Below are 18,906 nucleotides of genomic sequence, written 5' to 3' on the forward strand. Positions count from 1 at the left end.
TAGCCTATCCGCCATACGCGCGCACGAAGAAGACGAGCGTCGTCGCGCCGGTGACCAGCAGCGTCCAGGCGCGGATCATGCCTGGCGACAGCTTCTTGCCGATCACCGCGCCGAGCCAGCCGCCGATGACCGAACCTACCAGCATCGGCGCGCAGGCCCACCACCACACCATCGCGAAACCGATGAAGACGAACGCCGCGGCGAAATTGGCGACCGCGAGCATCAGCGTCCGGATCGCGAACAATTCGCGCGGGCGGATATTGGCGAGCAGCCCGTAGACCGCCGTGGTAATCAGCCCGACCCCGCCACCGAAATAGCCGCCATAGATGCCGAGGAACGCCTGGGTGACCAGCAACGTCCCCCGCCCGATCGTGACGCGCGCGTGGAGCCAGTCGGCGGCGCGCTGGCCGAACAGCATCACCGCGAAGGCGAACAGCAGCAGCCAGGGGATCAGCACGTCGAACACCGCGCTCGGCGTGAGCACGAGCAGCAGGCTGCCGACCAGCCCGAAGGCGAAGGTGATCGCGGTGAGCAGCTTGACCGACAGTCCCCCGACCGGGGCGAGCTCGTCGCGATAGGCCCAGGCGCTGGTCCCCGCGCCGGGCAACAAGGCGACATTCGACGTGGCGTTGGCGATGTTGGCGGGCAGTCCCAGCGCGATCAATGCGGGCAAGGTGGCGAAGGTGCCGCCGCCGGCCAGCGCGTTCATCGCGCCACCGAGCACGCCCGCGCCGGCGGCCAATGCTATTGAAAAGGGATCCACAATCAATCCGTTCGCGCTGAGCCTGTCGAAGTGCCCTAGCCATTTTCGCGCCGCTGGGAAGTTGAACAAGCGATAGACCGACACGCTCGCTTAACCCCGGCCGATTACGCTGGCAGGATCAGGGAGAGCATGATGACTCGCTACCTCGCATCCGCAATCGCCTGCACGCTGCTGATTCCGGCCACCGCACAGGCACAATCGAGCGCCGCGGCGAGCGTCGCGCAACTCAGCACCAACGCCTGCTACGCGCTGGCGAACGGCACGGTCGCGCTGCCGCCCCCCGGCCCCGATTCGCTCGATCGGGAGATCAAGACGATCGAATCCCTCGGACTGAGCTATGGCGCGCCGGGCGACATCACGTCGCATGGCCCCGCCGTCACCGCGATGGTGTCGCGCGCGACGCTGGGTTCCAAGATCCTGGCGGACGGGCAAATCGTCCTCGCCGAAGGTCCCGGCGGCTGCCGCATCCTGCTGCTCGCCGATCCCGAGCCCGGCCAGACCGAGGCGGTCGCCGCAAGCCTGATCGCCGGAGGCTGGCGCGCGATCCCGGAGATGACCGCAACGCGCGGCGCGATCGAACGCCGCGCCTTTATCCGCCGTGACAAGGCCAACGCCCCGTACCTGCTCAACCTGATGACCGTGACCGGCCAGCCCGGCAAGCTGCGTCTGTTCACCACCGTCGCGAAGATCCCGCCGAACGTGGCGCTGCCCGCCGGCTACTGACCTACTGCATCGCGGCCGGCGGCATCGCCTCGGTATTCTGCGAGGCGGCGATCAGCCAGCGCCCGTCCGATTGCTTGTGCAGCACCCAGGTGAAGATTCCGCGGCGCGGCGTCCCCGCGGCCAGGTGGCGAACGCGGTCGCCCGTCGTGCTCCACACGACGTGCGCCACTGCAATATCGGGCGCAAGCCAGCGGACCACCGCGACATCGCGCGTCGTCCAGCGGCTGTCGGCGAACATCGGGCTATGCAGCATCGCCGCATGCGCAGCCTCGAACGCTTCGCGTCCGCCGCGGCCCTGCCCCGGCGTGTCCGGACCGAGCACCGATACGAACACCACATCCTCGTCCATGATCGCGGCAAGGCCTGCCGCATCCCGCCGGTTCCAGGCATCCTGCCAGGCGGTACCGAGCTGCCGGATCGCGGCCTCATCCGCCGCGTGGGCGGCGTTCGTCTGCGGTGCGGGCTATGCCACCACGCCGATCGGCGCGAACATCAGCCATGCGGCGAGCGTATAGCGGATCATCGTCGGCTCTCCCCTCCGAGTCGCGAGGAGAATAGTCGGTCACAATGACCGCTTCATGCAAGCATCGAGCGCTCAGCCCAAGGCTGCCTGCTTCTCCTCGGCCTGGCGGTCGAGCTCGGCGCGGCTCTTCTTTTCAGAGGCCGTCTTGAGCTGGCCGCAGGCGGCGTCGATGTCGCGCCCGCGCGGCGTGCGGACCGGGGCCGAATAGCCCGATTCGAACAGGATCGTCGAGAACGTCCGGATCCGCTCGGGCGTCGAGCATTCGTAGGGCGCGCCCGGCCAGGGATTGAAGGGAATCAGGTTGATCTTGGCGGGCAGCTTGTACTTCTTGATCAGCCGGACAAGCTCGTGCGCATCTTCGTCGCGGTCGTTCTTGTCCTTGAGCATGACGTATTCGAAGGTGATCCGCCGGGCATTGTTGGCGCCGGGATAATCGGCGCAGGCCTGGAGCAGCTCCTCGATCCCGTATTTGCGGTTCAACGGCACGATCTCGTCGCGGACTTCTTTGGTCACCGCATGCAGCGACACCGCAAGGTTGACCCCGATCTCCTCGCCCGCACGCGCCATCATCGGCACCACGCCCGAGGTGCTCAGCGTGATCCGGCGCTTCGACAGCGCGAGCCCGTCGCCGTCCATCACCAGCTTGAGCGCATCGCGGACATTGTCGAAATTGTAGAGCGGCTCGCCCATCCCCATCATCACGATATTGGTGAGCATCCGCCCCTCGGGCTGGCTCGGCCACTCGCCGAGTCCGTCGCGCGCCAGCATCACCTGGCCGACGATTTCCGCCGGCGTCAGGTTGCGCACCAGCCGCATCGTGCCGGTGTGGCAGAAGCGGCAATTGAGCGTGCAGCCAACCTGGCTCGACACGCACAAGGTCCCGCGATCGGCATCGGGGATGAACACCATCTCGTAATCCTGGCCGTCGTCCGAGCGGAGCAGCCATTTGCGCGTGCCGTCAGTCGAGACCTGCGCCTCGACGACCTCGGGGCGCGAGATCACGAAGCGCTGCTCGAGCCAGGGCTGCATCGCCTTGGAGATGTCGGTCATCAGCGCGAATTCGGTGACGCCGCGATTGTAGATCCAGTGCCACAGCTGCTTGGCGCGCAATTTGGCCTGCTTGGGCTCCAATTGCGCGGTCTCCAGCGCCATGCGCAGATCGGCCTTGGACAGGCCGAGCAAGTCGATCCTGCCATCGGTGCGCGGCTTGAATTCGCGCGGCACGGGCACGGGATCGATGTGCCCCGGAATGGGCATGAGGGCGGCCGACTCTGTCTGCATGCGCGCCATGTAGTCGATTTCGGCCGGCTTTTCCACACCCGCGCGGATGCGCCGATCGTTGCGGATTCGATGCCCTTGTCCCGCGAATCGAACGACGCGCCGCGGATCGGCTTGTCATGCAGGACCTCGCCTGCCCAGCTTGCGTTCAACAGGGGCAACTATTCGGAGTGATGTATGAAGTTTCGCAATTCCACGATGATCGCCGCCGCAGCCTTGCTCGCTGCTCCAGCTGCCTTTGCGCAGACCACTCAGACCAGCCCGGCGCCCGCACAGGAGCCGCAGACCAGCGCGCCCGCAGCGCCTGCCGCCGGTACCACCGGCTCCGGCACCGCCGCGACCGCGACGGTTTCGGACAGCGAAGTGAGCCAGTTCGCCACCGCCGCGCTCGCGATCGGCAAGATCCGTCAGGACGCCGCGGTTCCCGAGGCCGACAAGAACGCCAAGTCGGTCGAAGCGATCACCGCCAGCGGGCTGACCGCCGTGCGTTTCAACGAGATCGCCCAGGCGATGGCAGGCGACGCGGCGCTCAACAAGCGCATCCAGGAGGCTGCGGCCAAGCAGACTCCGGCGGCCGGGGCCAAGGCCCCCGCCCAGCGCTGAGGCTTTGGGGCGGCGGTGCGGTCGCCGCCCCGGCCCCTCGCGGGGTCAGTGGTTTTTCAATGCGGCGAGGCTCGCCGCCAATGACTCTACCAAGGGCGTGTGCGGTTCCTCGCCGAGCAATGCGACCAGTTCGCCATTGTCGAGCCGAACCGGGTGCTGCCAATAGGGCCGCATTTCGATCAGTTCGCGGATCGTCGGATTGAACGGCGCGATCAGCGGCAGCGCCCACCAGGGCAGACCGCGCACCGGCAGATCCTTCCCCAGAGCTTGACGGATCGCGGCAACGAAACCCGTACCGTCCGCGTCCCAATATCCTTCGAAATGATAACGCGCGAAGTGCGGCAACTCGCGATCGCGATCGAGCAGCCGGGCAAAAGTCTCGCCGACATCGGGCAGATAGGCCCAGGCATGGCCGGCGCCCTTCGCTCCGGGATAGGTGATCGATCGCGGCGTCACCATGCTGGTCAGCCAGCTATTCCCCGGACGCGGCCCGTGGAAATCGCCGGCCCGCAGGATCAGCACCGGCACGCCGGCAGCTTCCAGGCTGCGCTCCATTTCGACGCGGATCGCGCCCTTGCGGGTCCGCGGCTGCTGCGGCGAGCCGGGATGCGCGACCGGCGTGGCGGCCGGATCGTAATTGTAGATCGTCCCGGGCAGCGCCAGCCGCGCGCCGTTCGCCTGCGCCGCGGCGATGCTGTTGGCGAGCATCGCTGGCACCAGCTCGGGCCAGCCGCGATAGCCCGGCGGGTTGACCGCATGGACGATCGCCGAAACGCCTTCCGCCGCGCACAGCACCGCCGCGCTGTCGAGCGCATCGCCCTCGAACCAGTGGATCGCCGGATCGAGATACGCACGCCGCGTCCGCACCAGCCCGCGCACCTGCCAGCCGTGGCGAAGCAGCGCCCGCGCCGTCTCGCCGCCTACCCCGCCGGTCGCCCCAAGCACCAAAGCCGTCTTCGTCATCTTCCGTCTCCCTTGATTACCGGACGGGAGATGCTGCGTTCGCGCCTAGAAGGAAATTGCTGCACATGTTCAGCTCGCCTATACATATTTGATGAGCGCGCTGGATACGGGGATCGATTGGGAACGCCAGCGCGCCTTCCTCGCGGTGATCACCGAGGGCAGCCTCTCGGCGGCGGCGCGGCGGATCGGGGTGGCGCAGCCGACGGTGCGGCGGCGGATCGAGGAGCTCGAGTCCGAGATCGGCACGCCGTTGTTCACCCGCAGCCCGAGCGGGCTGCTCGCCACCGCGCAAGCGCTGGCGCTCGCCGAACATGTTCGCGCGATGGCGCTGGCGGCGGAGGCGTTCGTCCGCTCGGCCTCGGCCGAGGCGCAGGAGGTAGCCGGGCGCGTGCGGATCTCGGCGAGCGACGTGGTCGCGATCGAAGTGCTGCCGCCGATCCTCGCGGAGCTGTCGCGGCTTTATCCGGCGCTGGTGCTTGAGCTCAGCCCCAGCAATCGCAACGAGGACGTGCTGCGCCGCGAGGCCGATGTCGCAGTGCGGATGGTGGCGCCGCAACAGGAGGCGCTGATCGCCCAACGAATCGGAGCAATACCGCTCGGTATGCATGCCACTGCCGACTATCTCGCGATGCACGGCACGCCGCGATCACTGGAGGAAGCGCGCGGCCACGCGCTGATCGGGGTCGAGACCGACACCCCGGCACTGCGCGCGCTCCAGGCCCAGGGGCTGCCGGTCGGACTCGACGATTTCAGCTTCCGCAGCGATCACGACCTCGCCCAGCTCGCCGCGATCCGCGCCGGGCTGGGCATCGGCTTCTGCCAGGTGCCGATCGGGGTGCGCGACGGGCTGGTGCGGCTGCTCCCCGACGACGCCTCGTTCGAGCTCGAGACCTGGGTGGTCTGTCACGAGAATCTGCGGAACGTCGCCCGCGTGCGCGCGGTATTCGACGCGCTGGTCGCGGGGCTGCGAGAGTATATCGGGGGCTAGGCGATTCGCTTTCTTCGCTTTTGAGGGGGAATGACTGGGTGGGCATGCTCCCGGCATCCGAACAGCGCGCGGCGCTGTTCCCCCGATTATCCCGCGCTATGATCGAGTGAGAAGGGTGAGAGGATTTCTCCTGCTACGACTCTCCCTCTCCCATAAGCGTGGGAAAGACGTCACCGCGCAATCCCCCCGGCCGCCAACACCGCCAGCGTCACCAACTCGCTCGCCGTCGCGGTCATCGGCGCGATCTGGACCGGCTTTTCCATCCCGATCAGCATCGGCCCGATCATCGAATCGCCGCCCAGCTCGCGGAGAAGCTTCGCCGAGATGTTGGCCGATTGCAGCCCCGGCATGATCAGCACGTTGGCCGGGCCGGAGAGCCGCGCGAACGGGTATTTCGCCATCTGGCGCGGGTTGAGCGCGACGTCGGGCGACATCTCGCCCTCATATTCGAACTCGACACTGCGCTCGTCGAGCAGCTTGATCGCGCCGCGGACATTATCGAGCCAGCGTCCCTCGGGATTGCCGAAGTTCGAATAGCTGAGGAACGCGACGCGCGCCTCGTGCCCCATCCGCCGCGCCACCTGCGCCGTGCCCTCGGCGATCGCGGCGAGTTCCTCGGCGGTCGGCCGTTCGTTGACGGTGGTGTCGGCGATGAACACCGTGTGCGACTGGCCGACCAGCACGTGGATGCCGAACGCCGTCCGGCCTTCCTCGTAATCGATCACGCGTTTGATCTGCCGCATCGTCTCGGCATAGGTCCGCGTCACGCCGGTGATCATCGCATCGGCCTCGCCGAGCTGGAGCAGCAGCGCGCCGAAGATGTTGCGGTCGCGATTGACGATCCGCTCGATGTCGCGGCGCAGATAGCCGCGGCGCTGGAGCCGCTCGTAAAGGAAGTCGACCATCCGCGGCACCAGCGGCGAATTGACGCTGTTGTGGAGCTCGAAGTCGTCCGGATTGGCGCCAAGCTTCTGCAGCCGCTCGTGCACCGATTCACGCCCGACCAGCACCGGAATGCCGTAGCCGCCTTCCTTGAACGCGATCGCCGCGCGCAGCACGACTTCCTCCTCGCCCTCGGCGAAGATCACCCGCTTCGGATTGGCGCGCGCGCCTTCATAGGCGAGGCTGAGCACCGAGGTCGTCGGGTTGAGGCGGGCGCGGAGCGACTGGCGGTACGCCGCCATGTCGATGATCGGCTTGGTCGCCACCCCCGAATCCATCGCCGCCTGCGCCACCGCCGCGGGGATCAGCTCCATCAGCCGCGGATCGAACGGCGCCGGGATGATATAATCGGGCCCGAAGCTATGCTGCGTCCCATAGGCCGCCGCGACTTCCTCGGGCACCTGCTGGCGCGCCAGCTCGGCGAGCGCGCGGGCGGCGGCGATCTTCATCGCGTCGTTGATCGTCGTCGCGCGGACGTCGAGCGCGCCGCGGAAGATGAACGGGAAGCCGAGCACGTTGTTAACCTGGTTCGGATAGTCCGACCGGCCGGTGGCGATGATCGCGTCAGGCCGTGCCGCCTTGGCAACCGGCGGGCTGATCTCGGGATCAGGATTGGCCATGGCGAACACGATCGGATTGGGCGCCATCGTCTTGAGCAATTCGGGCGGCAGCGAATTGGCCGAGGCGAGCCCGAGGAACACGTCGGCCCCGTCAATCGCATCGGCCAGGGTGCGCTTCTCGGTGGCGACGGCGTGCGCCGACTTCCACTGGTTCATGCTCTCCTGGCGGCCCTGGTAGATCACGCCGTTCAAGTCGAGCATCAGCAGATTGTCGTGCGGCAGCCCCATCGCCTTGATCAATTCCGCACAGGCGATCGCCGCCGCGCCGGCGCCGAGCATCACCACGCGCGTCGTCTTGAAGTCGCGCTTGGTCAGGTGCAGCGCGTTGATCAGCCCCGCCGCGGCGATGATCGCAGTGCCGTGCTGGTCGTCATGGAACACCGGGATGTTCATGCGCTCGCGCAAAGTCTGCTCGATCACGAAGCATTCGGGCGACTTGATGTCCTCGAGGTTGATCCCGCCGAAGCTCGGCTCCATCAGCTCGATCGCGTCGATCAGCCGGTCGGCATCCTCGGTCTTCAACTCGATATCGATCGAGTCGACGTCGGCGAAGCGCTTGAACAGCACCGACTTGCCTTCCATCACCGGCTTGGAGGCGAGCGCGCCGAGATTGCCGAGCCCGAGGATCGCGGTGCCGTTGGAGATCACCGCGACGAGATTGCCCTTGGCGGTGTAATCATAAGCCGTCGCCGGATCCTCGGCGATCGCGCGCACCGGCACGGCAACGCCCGGCGAATAGGCTAGAGCGAGGTCGCGCTGGGTCGCCATCGGCTTCGAGGCGATGATCTCGATCTTACCCGGCCGTCCCTCGGAGTGGTACAGCAGCGCCTCGCGCTCCGAAAACTGGACGTTCGATTCCTCAGACATGCAACTCTCCCATGCCAACCCTTTAGGAGCGGCATTCGGGAGCCGCAACACGCGCGACGTGCTGCAGGTGCGCAAAGATGGTAGCGGTACCAACTGCCATCTCCCCTCCCTGCAAGGGAGGGGCTGGGGGTGGGTGCGAGCCGAAGGCGAGCCCATCGAGCTGCGTCGGTGAACAGAAAAGACCGGGCATCGAGCCCGCCCTTTTCTTACCCACCCCTAGCCCCTCCCTTACAGGGAGGGGAACCGTCCACACCACTTGTCCCCAAGAATCCGCCGCCCAGGTGTTGATCCCCTCTCCGCATCGGCTACCCACTCGCGGCATGTCCTCCACCGCCCCCACTCCGATGATGGCGCAGTATCTCGCCCTCAAGGCCGAGGCCGAGGATTGCCTGCTCTTCTATCGCATGGGCGACTTCTTCGAATTGTTCTTCGACGACGCCAAGGTCGCCAGCGCCGTGCTCGACATCGCGCTGACCGCGCGCGGCGAGCATGACGGCGAGCGCATCCCGATGTGCGGCGTGCCGGTCCACGCGATGGACGGCTATCTCGCCCGCCTGATCAAGGCCGGGTACCGTGTCGCGGTTGCGGAGCAGACCGAGACGCCCGAAGCGGCACGCAAGCGGATGGGCAGCAAGGCGCTGGTCAACCGCGAGATCATTCGCGTGGTGACCGCGGGCACCCTGACTGAGGAATCCCTGCTCGACAGCCGGTCGGCGAACTGGTGCGTCGCGATCGGCGAGGCGGCCACCGGCGTGGCGATCGCCTGCGCCGACATCTCGACCGGCCGCTTCGAAGTGATCGAGACGGCGCCCGATCGCGTCACCGCCGAGATCGCCCGGCTCGACCCAGCCGAGACGATCGCCTGCGACGCCACCGCCTTCGACGATCTCGCCACCACCACCCGGCCCAAGCTCGATTTCGACAGCGTCGAAGGCGAGGCCCGGCTGAAGCGGCTGTTCGGCGTGGCGACGCTCGACGGCTTCGGCAGCTTTTCGCGCGCAGGCCTCGCCGCGGCCGGCGGGCTCGTCGCCTATCTCGAACACACCGCCAAGGGGTCGCTACCCTTCCTGCGCCCGCCGCGGATCAGCCGCACCGATGCGGCAATGGCGATCGACGCGGCGACGCGCGAGAGCCTCGAGCTCTGCATCAGCCAGTCGGGCGCGCGCAAGGGTAGCCTGCTCGACGCGGTCGACCGCACCGTCACCGGCGCCGGCGCGCGGCTGCTCGGCCAGGACGTGGCCGCGCCGCTGATGGATCGCGCCGCCGTCGAGGCGCGGCTCGATTTGGTTCAACGTTTCCACGGCGATACCGGCCTGCGCGACATGGTCCGCGGCAGCCTGCGCGCGCTCCCCGATATCGGCCGGGCGCTCGGCCGGCTCGCAGCGGGGCGCGGGTCTCCACGCGACCTCGGCCAGCTTCGCGACGGGCTCGACGGCGCATGGCGGCTCGGCGAGCGGCTTGACACGATCGACGCCTCCCCGCGCCTGCTCGCCGAGCTCGTGCCGCAATTGCGCGGCCATGGGGCGCTGATCGACCTGCTCGCCCGCGCGCTCGTCCCCGAGCCGCCGATCGACGCGTCCAACGGCGGCTATGTCGCCGAAGGCTATGACGCCGCGCTCGACGACCTGCGCAATGCTGGCGCGGGTGGCCGCCGCGCGATCGCCGCGCTCGAAGCCGATTATCGCAGCCGCACCGGGATCGGTGCGCTCAAGGTCCGTCACAATGGCGTACTCGGCTACCATATCGAAGTCCCGGCGCGCGTCGCGGACTCGCTGATGAAGCCCGACAGCGGCTTCACTCACCGCCAGACGCTCGCCGGCGTCGTGCGCTTCAACGCCCCCGATCTCCACGATGTCGCGCTCAAGGTGACCCAGGCCGGCGCGCACGCGCTAACCGCCGAAGCGGCGCATCTCGAAGACCTTACCGGTCGCGCGCTCGAACGGCGCGAGAGCATCGCTGCCACCGCCGACGCGCTCGCCCGGGTCGACGTCGCCGCCGCGCTCGCCGAACGGGCCGCCGAGGGCGGCTGGGCACGTCCGGCCCTGGTCGACCATGCCTGTTTCGAGATCGTCGGCGGGCGCCATCCGGTGGTCGAGGAGGCCATCGGCAAATCGGGCGGACGCTTCGTCGCCAACGATTGCAGACTCTCCGAAGATTCGCGCCTCTGGCTTGTCACCGGCCCGAACATGGGCGGCAAGTCGACCTTCCTGCGCCAGAACGCACTGATCGCGGTGCTCGCCCAGGCCGGCAGCTACGTCCCCGCGGCCTCGGCGACGCTCGGCCTGGTCGACCGCCTGTTCAGCCGGGTCGGCGCCTCGGACAATCTCGCGCGGGGTCGTTCGACCTTCATGGTCGAGATGGTCGAGACCGCCGCGATCCTCGCCCAGGCGACGCCGCGCAGCTTCGTCATCCTCGACGAAGTCGGGCGCGGCACCTCCACCTATGACGGGCTGGCGATCGCCTGGGCAGTGGTCGAGGCGATCCACGAGGACAATCGCTGCCGCTGCCTGTTCGCGACGCATTATCACGAGCTGACCCGCCTGGCCGAGCGCTGCGACGCGCTGACGCTTCACAATGTCCGCGCGCGCGAATGGAAGGGCGAGCTCGTCCTGCTCCACGAAGTCGCCGAGGGCCCCGCCGACCGCAGCTACGGCCTCGCTGTCGCGCGCCTCGCCGGCCTGCCGCCGCTGACGATCAAGCGTGCCAAGGCAGTGCTCGACAAGCTCGAAGCGGGCCGCGCCAAAACCGGCGGGATCGCGGCCGGGCTCGACGACCTGCCGCTGTTCGCCGCGGCAGCCGACGCCGAAGAGCAGAAGGTCGACGCGCTGCGCGACGAGTTGGAGGGCCTCGACGTCGACGCGCTCAGCCCGCGCGAGGCGCTCGACGCGCTCTACCGGCTCAAGGGGCTGGCGTCCGAAAGCACCTGAGCGGTCGTTTAGCGACGACGCGACGCCCTCTCTCCGTTCGTGCTGAGCTTGTCGAAGCACCGTTCTTTTCTTCATCCATAAGGAAAAAGAACGGCCCTTCGACAAGCTCAGGGCGAACGGGAGATAGCGCCGCCACCACTCCCCTCTTCGGCATTTTGGGCTATAGCCCGCCGCGATGACCGACCCCCTCCTCCGCATCGCCGAAGCCCTCGAACGCCTGGCGCCCCCGCCGGCCCCCGCCGCCGATCCGCTCGCGCATCCGGCCTATGTCTGGCGCGGGCACAGCCTCGCCGCCGCACGCGCCTTCGCCCCCCTTCCGCTCGCCATACTGCGCGGCATGGAGCCCCAGCGCGATGCTCTGCTCGCCAATCTCGAACGCCTTGCCAGCGGCAATGCCGCACAGGACGTGCTGCTCTGGGGCGCGCGCGGCACCGGCAAGTCGGCGCTGGTCAAGAGTGCGGTCGCAGCGATTCAGGCGAATGGCGGCAAGCTGGCCTTGGTCGAGGCAGTCACCCAGCACCTCGATGCGCTTCCCGAGCTGTTCGCACTGCTCGCCGCCGCAGATCGCCCCTTCGTCATCTTCCTCGACGATCTCGGCTTTGATGCCGCCGGCGACGCCCGCGCATTGCGTTCGCTGCTCGAAGGCGGCGCCGAGGCGCGCCCGGCCAATACCCGGCTGATCGTCACCTCGAACCGTCGCCACCTGATCCCGCGCGACATCGCCGAGCAGGCCAGCGCGATCAATCCGCGCGATTCGGTCGACGACAGCCTCGCGCTTGCCGACCGCTTCGGGCTCAGTCTCGGCTTTCACGCGATCGATCAGGACACCTATGTCGACATCGTCCGCGGCTATGCCGAAGCGCACGGCCTCGCTTTAGATCCTGCCGAAGCGATCAACTGGGCGACGCGGCGCGGCAGCCGCTCAGGCAGGGTCGCGTGGCAATATGTCGTCGACCTTGCGGGGCGTTCGGGCAAGTCGCTGTAAAATAAAGTTGATCCACATCAACTAGTGGTGGGACCGTGCTTGACACCGGCAGGACGAACGCGCCTGTTTCTCCTGGGATGGGGCGAATAGGCGAACTCGATCTGCCCGAAAGACTGGCGCCATTCGCGCCGGCCTGGGTGACGCAGCTGCTTTTTGCGCTTCTCTGCGCCGCAGCGGCAGTCGTCGCGCGTCTGCTCGTCGACATTTTCGCGCCCGGCGCCGGTCCCTTCGCATTGGGCTATCCCGCGGTTCTCGTCGCCGCCTTGTTCGCGCGCTGGCAGTCGGGCGCGTTCACGGCGCTGCTGACCCTGCTCCATACCTGGTATTTCCTGTTGCCGCCGGTGAACGCGTTCGTCGGCAAGAGACCGGAGGACGGGCCTCGGTTGCTCGTGATCGTCCTGGCCTATGTGATCATGATCGCGATCGCGGAGACCTTCCGCCGCGCGGTGCGTCGCGCCGCGGCCGAGCGCGACCGGCAGATCGCCGACCGCGACCTGTTCCTCGAGGAATTCGACCACCGGGTGAAGAACAATTTCGCGCTCGTCGCGGCGCTGCTCGACATGCAACGCCGCCGCGCCGGCGAAGGCGAGACCGCGGCGGCGTTGGGTAGCGCGCTGGCGCGGGTGGAGAGCATCGCGCGTGCGCACCGCCACCTCTATCGCGGCACCGCCGCCCCCGGCGAAGTCGACATGGCGACGTACATCCGCGAGCTCTGCACTGCGCTCGAGGAGGCCTTGTTCCTACGCGGCGCGATCACGCTGACTTGCACCGCGGATCACGCCGCGCTCCCGCGCGACCGCGCGGTGTCGATCGGGCTGATCGTCAACGAACTCGTCACCAACGCCGCGAAGCATGCGTTCGGCGAGCGCGAGGGCGGCGCGATCGACGTGCGCTTCGAGGCGCGGGCGACGGGCTGGCGGTTGACCGTCGCTGATACCGGCGCCGGGATACCCGCGCCCGCCGAGGGAACGCGCCGCAGCGGCGGCCTCGGCCAGCGACTGATCGAGGGTTTCGTCCGCCAGGCGCGTGGCGCGATCCGCACCGAAAGCGGCGCGACGGGAACGACGGTCACGGTCGATCTCGAGGTCTGATCGTCGCCGAAAAGATCATTGGAAGTCGGGCAAAGCCATGCTTTAACCCCACGCCATGCCCAGTAGCCTTAGCCGCGCATTGGCCGCGCTCGCCGCCCTGTCGCTCACCGCCGCGCCGCTCGCCGCCCAGACGACCTATGACAGCGTCGACCCCTTCATCGGCACCGGCGGCGAGGGTCATACCTTCCCGGGGGCGGTGGCGCCGTTCGGAATGGTGCAGCTCAGCCCCGACACCGACACCGGCTGCGTGATCCGCGACTGTTACGGCCACGCCGCAGGCTATCGCTATGACGACCCGACGATCCAGGGCTTCTCGCACACCCATTTCTCAGGCGCGGGACATTCGGACCTCGGCGATTTCCTGATCATGCCCGCGGGCGACAATGTGCTGCTCGAACCCGGCGACCCCAAGCAGCCCGGCTCGGGCTATCGCTCGCGCTTCGATCACGCCACCGAGACAGCCCAGCCCGGCTATTATGCCGTCACGCTGTCCGACACGAAGATCCGTGCCGAGCTCACTGCAGGCACGCGCATCGGCGTCCACCGCTACGCCTTCGCCGCGGGCCAGAGTGCGCACGTCATCCTCGATCTACGCAGCGGACTCTACAATTACCCCGGCAAGACCTTGTGGTCGTCGATCCGCATCCGCCCCGACGGCACGATCACCGGGATGCGCGAGACCCGCGGCTGGGCGCCGGCCCGCAAGCTCTTTTTCGCGATCCGCCCCTCGGCACCGCTCACCGGCCACGCCTTCCTCAACCGCGAGGAGAAGGTCGAGTATCGCGGCTTCCAGGGCCCCGGCCGCGGCCGCGACGATCTCGACCAGCTTGCCGGCCGCGCGCTCGTCGCCCGGCTCGATTTCGGCAAGCTCGACAAGCCGCTTGAGCTCAAGGTCGCGCTGTCGAGTGTCGACGAGGACGGCGCGATCGCCAATCTCGACAGCGAGCCCGGCAATTTCGACGCGGTCCGCGCCGCTACCCGGACGGCCTGGGAGCAGGCGCTCGGCGCGATCGAGCTCGACGCCCCCGCCCCGACCAAGACGACCGTCGCCACCGCGCTCTACCACGCGCTGATGGCACCGAGCACCTTCTCCGACGTGGACGGACGATATCGCGGCCCCGACGACCAGGTCCACAAGGCCGAGGGCTTCACCTTCCACTCGACCTTTTCGCTCTGGGATACCTTCCGCGCCGAGCATCCGCTGCTGCTGCTCGTCCAGCCCGAGCGCCGCAACGCGGACTTCGTCCAGTCGCTGATCGCCAGCCAGCAGCAGAGCCCGTTCGGGATCCTGCCGGTCTGGCAATTCCACGGCCGCGAGACCTGGACGATGATCGGCTATCATGCCGTGCCGGTCATCGCCGACGCCTATCTCAAGGGTATCCGCGGCTTCGACCCCGATGTCGCGCTCGACGCGATGGTCAAGAGCGCCACCTACGGGCCCTATGGCGGGCTCGATCAATATATGAAGCTCGGCTACGCCCCGATCGACAAGGAGCCGGAGGCGGCGTCCAAGACGGTCGAATATGCCTATGACGACTGGACGATCGCCCGCATGGCGCGCGCGCTGGGCAAGGATGACGTCGCCGCCACCTTCGAGAAGCGCGCCGGCAATTGGCGCAACAGCTTCGATGCCAAGACCGGCTTCCTGCGCGCCCGCAAGGCCGACGGCAACTTCCGCACGCCGTTCGATCCCACCGCGATCAACTATGGTTCGGACTATACCGAGGGCAATGCCTGGCAATATTCCTGGTTCGTGCCGCAGGACCAGGCCGCGATGTTCGCCCTGCTCGGCGGCGACAAGGCCGCAGTACGCAAGCTCGACGCGATGTTCGATTTCGACAATTCGAAGCTCGATTACAGCCATGCCGAGGATATCGCCGGGCTGATCGGCCAGTACATTCACGGCAACGAACCGAGCCACCACGTCGCCTACCTCTACAGCTATGCCGGCCAGCCCTGGCGGACGCAGGAGCGGCTCAAGCAGATCGTCGAGAGCCAGTACAAGACCGGCCCCGCGGGGCTTTCGGGCAATGACGATCTCGGCCAGATGTCGTCCTGGCTCGTGTTCACCGCGCTCGGCTTCTATCCCGTTGCCCCGGGCTCGAACCAATATGTCATCGGCCGTCCCTTCGCGAACCGGGCAACGCTAAACCTGCCGAACGGCAAGCGCTTCGTCGTGCTGGCGAACGGGCTGTCGGCAGCGAACGGCTATGTCGGCAAGATCACGCTGAACGGCAGGCCGTTGACGCGCAGCTATCTCACGCACGACGACCTGATCGCCGGCGGCGAACTGCGCTTCACGATGCAGGCCAAGCCGAATAAGGCCTGGGCGACGTCGCGCGCAGCCCGCCCGTTCTCGACCAGCACCGCGCGCTAGGCGCCGCGCCGAACTGCGTCGATGAACGCCCGCAGCGCCGGCGCCATGTGGCGCTGCTGCGGATAGCAGAGATAATGGCCAGGAAACGGCGCCGACCATTGCTCGAGCAGCGGGACCAGCCGGCCTGCCGCAATATGCGCGCGCACCTTGGGTTCGGCGGCGAAGGCGATGCCGATACCCTGGACTGCGGCTTCGATACAGGCCTGCTTGTCGTTGAGGATCAGCGGCCCGTCGACGGCGACCTGGAACCAGCCCTTGTCCCAGAACTCCCAGTGATAGGGCGCGGCATTGCCCGGCCAGCGCCAGCGGATGCAGCGGTGACGCAGCAATTCCTGCGGATGCTCGGGCGCGCCATGCGCGGCGATGTAATCGGGAGTGGCGACGGCAAGCTGCCGCATCTCCGCGCCGAGCGCCAGCGCGACCATGTCCCGCTCGATCACTTCGCCGATGCGGATCGCTACGTCATAGCCTTCCGACACGATGTCGACCACCGCGTCATCCAGCGAGATGTCGAGCACGATGTCGGGATGCTCCTCGGCGAAGCGCGGCAGGATCGGCAACACGTGCAGTTCGCTGGCGAAACGCGAGGCATGTACGCGCACCCGGCCGGCAATCCCCCTTCGCCGCGCGCGCGCCTGGACCATAGCGTCGCCCAGCTCGGCCAGCGCGGGCTCGGTCCGCGCCAGCAATGCCGCTCCGGCGTCGGTGAGCGAAACGCTGCGCGTGGTGCGGTTGAGCAAACGCGCGCCGAGACGTTCCTCCAGCCCGCGGACGAGTTGGCTCAGCGCCGAGGGCGACACGCCCATTTCGGCGGCGGCGCGGCTGAAGCTGAGCAGGCGCGCGACGGCAACGAAGCCGCGAAGCTGCTGATAGTCGGCGGGCAGGAGCGTCGGTTCCATCATCACCTGTTAGCAGCGCTAACAAGACCATGGCAAAATGCCGTCATTATCTCACCTCGTCCGGATGCCCATCTTCGCCGCGAAGGAGAATGATCATGAAGACGTGGTTCATCACCGGCATTTCGCGGGGGCTCGGCCTTGCTTTGGCTGAGGCGGCACTGGCGCGCGGCGATACCGTTATCGGCACCGTTCGCGGCGAGGCCCCCGCGCTCGATACCGGTACCGGCACGCTGCACGTGCTGTCGCTCGACATGGCCGACCCCGCCGCCATCGCACCGGCGGTCGAGCAGGCCTTCGCGCTGGCAGGATCGATCGACGTGATCGTCAACAATGCCGGCTATGGCCTGATCGGCGCGATCGAGCAGGCGAGCGACGCCGACGTCGCCCGGCTGTTTGACGTCGACCTGTTCGGCCCATTCCGCCTGATCCGGGCGGCGCTGCCGCGCCTGCGGGCGCAGGGCGCGGGACACATCATCAACATCACCTCGATCGCCGGCCGCGCGCCTAACTCGGGATCGGGGCTCTATGCCGCCGCCAAGTTTGCGCTCGAAGGGCTGTCGGCGGCTTTATCGCAGGAAGTCGCGCCACTCGGCATCCACGTCACCGCGGTGGCGCCGGGGGCATTCCGCACCGATTTCCTGTCGGACCATTCGATCCGCAAAAGCGGCGCCGATACCGCTTATGCCGACTCGGCCGGCCGCTCGGCGGCTGCGCTCGCGACGATGGCGGGGAAGCAGCTCGGCGACCCGCGTCGTGCCGCCACGGCGATCCTGACGCTGGCGGATTCGCCCAACCCGCCGCTGCACCTGCTGCTCGGCAGCGACGCGCTCAACCGCGCACGCACCAAGCTCGACGCAGTGATCGACGAGATCGGCAGCTGGGAAGCGGTGACCCGCAGCACCGACTTCGTCGAAGATTGATCAGGACCGAAGCCTGATCCGGTCAGCCGTCGCCGGCACGCTCGATGTCGGCGCCGACTGCCTGAAGCTTCTCCTCAAGCCGCTCATAGCCGCGATCGAGGTGATAGACTCGCTGGACCTGGGTTTCGCCCTCGGCGACCAGGCCGGCGAGGATCAGGCTCATCGAGGCGCGCAGGTCGGTCGCCATCACCGGCGCGCCGGTGAGCTTGTCGACGCCGCGCACCACGGCGGTGCGGCCATGGACTTCGATGTTCGCGCCCATCCGCGCCAGCTCGGGCACGTGCATGTAGCGATTCTCGAAGATCGTCTCGGTGAGCACGCTCGCGCCGTCTGCCTTGCACAGCATCGCCATGAACTGCGCCTGCATGTCAGTGGCGAAGCCGGGGAAAGGCGCGGTCGACAAGGTCAGCGGCTTGATGCCGTTGGGCGCGGCGATGCGCACGCCGTCCTTGGTCTCCTCGACGGTGATTCCCGCCTCGACCAGCGCGTCGAGCGTGGCGCGCATGTCGGCGGCATTGGCGCCAACCAGTTCGACGTCACCGCCGGTGATCGCCGCGGCGCAGGCATAGCTGCCCGCCTCGATGCGATCGGGCATTACCGAATAGGTCGCGCCGTGGAGCCGCTCGCGGCCCTCGATCACCAGCCGCTCGGTGCCGATCCCTTCGATCGACGCGCCCATCGCGACCAGCAGGTTGCACAGATCGACGATCTCTGGCTCGCGTGCCGCATTGTCGAGCACGGTGGTGCCGCGCGCGGTGGCCGCGGCCATCAGCACATTCTCGGTCGCGCCGACCGAGACCACCGGAAAGCGATATTGCCCGCCCGACAGCCGCCCACCCGGCGCGCTCGCCTTCACATAGCCAGAGGCCAGCTCGATCTCGGCACCAATCGCCTCGAGCGCCTTCAAATGCAGGTCGATCGGGCGGTTGCCGATGGCGCAGCCCCCCGGAAGCGACACCGTCGCCTCGCCCGCCCGGCCGACCAGCGGACCGAGCACCAGGATCGAGGCGCGCATCTTGCGCACGATGTCATACGGCGCGACCGTCGAGCTGAGATTGCCCGCGCGCACCGTCATCACCCGGCCGAAGTCGTTGGGGCGGGTGCCTTCGATCGAGGTCGAGGCGCCTAACTCATTCAGTAGATGTCCGAAGCTGTCGACGTCGGCCAATCGTGGCAGGTTGCGCAGCGTGAGCGGCTCGTCGGTCAGCAGTGCGCACGGCATCAGCGTCAAGGCAGCGTTTTTCGCGCCCGAAACGGCAATTTTTCCCGAGAGGCGGTTTCCGCCGCGGATGAGGATACGGTCCATGACCGAGCTTCTAGCCGCTCGGGACGCGGGCGCAAGCGCGACGGGTCGTGACTCGGATTGATCGACTTTAATGCATTGATTCCGCGGCACTGCTTTGCATCGCGCGTGGGGGGAATACCAATTCGTGTCGG

At 67.7% G+C, this 18,906-nt stretch carries 14 protein-coding genes and 1 pseudogene; 8 read left to right on the forward strand and 7 right to left on the reverse strand.

Translation table 11 applies throughout. The features are described from left to right. Positions 1-4: 4 nt before the first annotated feature. A complete protein-coding gene (locus AC3WJI_RS11745) occupies positions 5-742 on the reverse strand; it encodes a sulfite exporter TauE/SafE family protein (protein WP_492757455.1) in 738 nt (245 codons plus the stop codon). Between the two features lie 153 nt (positions 743-895). On the opposite strand from AC3WJI_RS11745, the gene AC3WJI_RS11750 reads away from it, so the two are divergent. Then, positions 896-1,486 carry a hypothetical protein gene (locus AC3WJI_RS11750; RefSeq protein WP_492757456.1) on the forward strand — a complete coding sequence of 197 codons (591 nt, stop codon included), beginning with the start codon at positions 896-898 and terminating at the stop codon, positions 1,484-1,486. A 1-nt stretch (position 1,487) separates the two neighbouring features. Here AC3WJI_RS11750 and AC3WJI_RS11755 read toward each other — a convergent pair. Together AC3WJI_RS11755 and rlmN are read right to left on the reverse strand one after the other, a co-directional pair. After that, positions 1,488-1,913: pseudogene (locus tag AC3WJI_RS11755) on the reverse strand (SgcJ/EcaC family oxidoreductase); the annotation flags it as partial. Positions 1,914-2,081: 168 nt separating this feature from the next. Further along, entirely contained in the window at positions 2,082-3,290 is a 1,209-nt protein-coding gene (rlmN, locus tag AC3WJI_RS11760) for a dual-specificity RNA methyltransferase RlmN (protein WP_492757457.1), read from the reverse strand. A gap of 174 nt (positions 3,291-3,464) precedes the next feature. Here rlmN and AC3WJI_RS11765 point away from each other — a divergent pair, with 174 nt between their 5' ends. Continuing rightward, a complete protein-coding gene (locus tag AC3WJI_RS11765) occupies positions 3,465-3,890 on the forward strand; it encodes a DUF4168 domain-containing protein (protein ID WP_492757458.1) in 426 nt (141 codons plus the stop codon). Positions 3,891-3,935: 45 nt separating this feature from the next. Here AC3WJI_RS11765 and AC3WJI_RS11770 read toward each other — a convergent pair whose 3' ends face one another. Then, positions 3,936-4,853, reverse strand: coding sequence for an NAD(P)H-binding protein (locus AC3WJI_RS11770; protein WP_492757459.1), 918 nt, complete (start codon positions 4,851-4,853; stop codon positions 3,936-3,938). 91 nt (positions 4,854-4,944) lie between these two features. Between AC3WJI_RS11770 and AC3WJI_RS11775 the strand changes: the two genes are divergently transcribed. Then, a complete protein-coding gene (locus tag AC3WJI_RS11775; protein WP_492757460.1) occupies positions 4,945-5,841 on the forward strand; it encodes a LysR family transcriptional regulator in 897 nt (298 codons plus the stop codon). 170 nt (positions 5,842-6,011) lie between these two features. On the opposite strand, the gene AC3WJI_RS11780 is transcribed toward AC3WJI_RS11775, so the two are convergent. Continuing rightward, positions 6,012-8,270, reverse strand: a complete 2,259-nt coding sequence (locus tag AC3WJI_RS11780; protein WP_492757461.1) for an NADP-dependent malic enzyme — start codon at positions 8,268-8,270, stop codon at positions 6,012-6,014. Between the two features lie 344 nt (positions 8,271-8,614). Between AC3WJI_RS11780 and mutS the strand changes: the two genes are divergently transcribed. The 4 genes from mutS to AC3WJI_RS11800 all read left to right on the forward strand — a co-directional run bounded on the left by mutS (position 8,615) and on the right by AC3WJI_RS11800 (position 15,650). Next, the gene (gene mutS, locus AC3WJI_RS11785) at positions 8,615-11,197 is read left to right on the forward strand and encodes a DNA mismatch repair protein MutS (RefSeq protein WP_492757477.1); all 2,583 of its coding nucleotides are present in this window, start codon (positions 8,615-8,617) and stop codon (positions 11,195-11,197) included. 175 nt (positions 11,198-11,372) lie between these two features. Beyond that, positions 11,373-12,182 (forward strand): ATP-binding protein, encoded by an 810-nt coding sequence (locus tag AC3WJI_RS11790; protein ID WP_492757462.1) that lies wholly within the window; start codon positions 11,373-11,375, stop codon positions 12,180-12,182. 77 nt (positions 12,183-12,259) lie between these two features. Beyond that, the gene (locus AC3WJI_RS11795) at positions 12,260-13,273 is read left to right on the forward strand and encodes a sensor histidine kinase (RefSeq protein WP_492757463.1); all 1,014 of its coding nucleotides are present in this window, start codon (positions 12,260-12,262) and stop codon (positions 13,271-13,273) included. A 55-nt stretch (positions 13,274-13,328) separates the two neighbouring features. After that, on the forward strand, positions 13,329-15,650 hold the full coding sequence (locus AC3WJI_RS11800) for a GH92 family glycosyl hydrolase (protein WP_492757464.1): 2,322 nt from the start codon (positions 13,329-13,331) through the stop codon (positions 15,648-15,650). Here the strand turns inward: AC3WJI_RS11800 and AC3WJI_RS11805 are convergent. Next, complete coding sequence (locus AC3WJI_RS11805) at positions 15,647-16,549, reverse strand: LysR family transcriptional regulator (protein WP_492757465.1); 903 nt, start codon at positions 16,547-16,549, stop codon at positions 15,647-15,649. The genes AC3WJI_RS11800 and AC3WJI_RS11805 overlap by 4 nt on opposite strands. Positions 16,550-16,644: 95 nt before the next feature. Here AC3WJI_RS11805 and AC3WJI_RS11810 point away from each other — a divergent pair, with 95 nt between their 5' ends. Beyond that, positions 16,645-17,469 (forward strand): oxidoreductase, encoded by an 825-nt coding sequence (locus AC3WJI_RS11810; RefSeq protein WP_492757466.1) that lies wholly within the window; start codon positions 16,645-16,647, stop codon positions 17,467-17,469. Between the two features lie 22 nt (positions 17,470-17,491). On the opposite strand, the gene murA is transcribed toward AC3WJI_RS11810, so the two are convergent. After that, positions 17,492-18,775 carry a UDP-N-acetylglucosamine 1-carboxyvinyltransferase gene (gene murA / locus AC3WJI_RS11815; RefSeq protein WP_492757467.1) on the reverse strand — a complete coding sequence of 428 codons (1,284 nt, stop codon included), beginning with the start codon at positions 18,773-18,775 and terminating at the stop codon, positions 17,492-17,494. Positions 18,776-18,906: the final 131 nt, after the last annotated feature.

Source organism: Sphingomonas sp. FW306-1B-B10E (assembly GCF_058782005.1).

Bases quoted from the DNA above. Each gene is read 5' to 3' on its own strand.
- AC3WJI_RS11750 (WP_492757456.1), top strand. From the start codon at position 896: ATGACTCGCTACCTCGCATCCGCAATCGCCTGCACGCTGCTGATTCCG.
- rlmN (WP_492757457.1), bottom strand. From the start codon at position 3,290: ATGCAGACAGAGTCGGCCGCCCTCATGCCCATTCCGGGGCACATCGAT.
- AC3WJI_RS11765 (WP_492757458.1), top strand. From the start codon at position 3,465: ATGAAGTTTCGCAATTCCACGATGATCGCCGCCGCAGCCTTGCTCGCT.
- AC3WJI_RS11770 (WP_492757459.1), bottom strand. From the start codon at position 4,853: ATGACGAAGACGGCTTTGGTGCTTGGGGCGACCGGCGGGGTAGGCGGC.
- AC3WJI_RS11775 (WP_492757460.1), top strand. From the start codon at position 4,945: ATGAGCGCGCTGGATACGGGGATCGATTGGGAACGCCAGCGCGCCTTC.
- AC3WJI_RS11780 (WP_492757461.1), bottom strand. From the start codon at position 8,270: ATGTCTGAGGAATCGAACGTCCAGTTTTCGGAGCGCGAGGCGCTGCTG.
- mutS (WP_492757477.1), top strand. From the start codon at position 8,615: ATGATGGCGCAGTATCTCGCCCTCAAGGCCGAGGCCGAGGATTGCCTG.
- AC3WJI_RS11790 (WP_492757462.1), top strand. From the start codon at position 11,373: ATGACCGACCCCCTCCTCCGCATCGCCGAAGCCCTCGAACGCCTGGCG.
- AC3WJI_RS11795 (WP_492757463.1), top strand. From the start codon at position 12,260: ATGGGGCGAATAGGCGAACTCGATCTGCCCGAAAGACTGGCGCCATTC.
- AC3WJI_RS11800 (WP_492757464.1), top strand. From the start codon at position 13,329: ATGCCCAGTAGCCTTAGCCGCGCATTGGCCGCGCTCGCCGCCCTGTCG.
- AC3WJI_RS11805 (WP_492757465.1), bottom strand. From the start codon at position 16,549: ATGGAACCGACGCTCCTGCCCGCCGACTATCAGCAGCTTCGCGGCTTC.
- AC3WJI_RS11810 (WP_492757466.1), top strand. From the start codon at position 16,645: ATGAAGACGTGGTTCATCACCGGCATTTCGCGGGGGCTCGGCCTTGCT.
- murA (WP_492757467.1), bottom strand. From the start codon at position 18,775: ATGGACCGTATCCTCATCCGCGGCGGAAACCGCCTCTCGGGAAAAATT.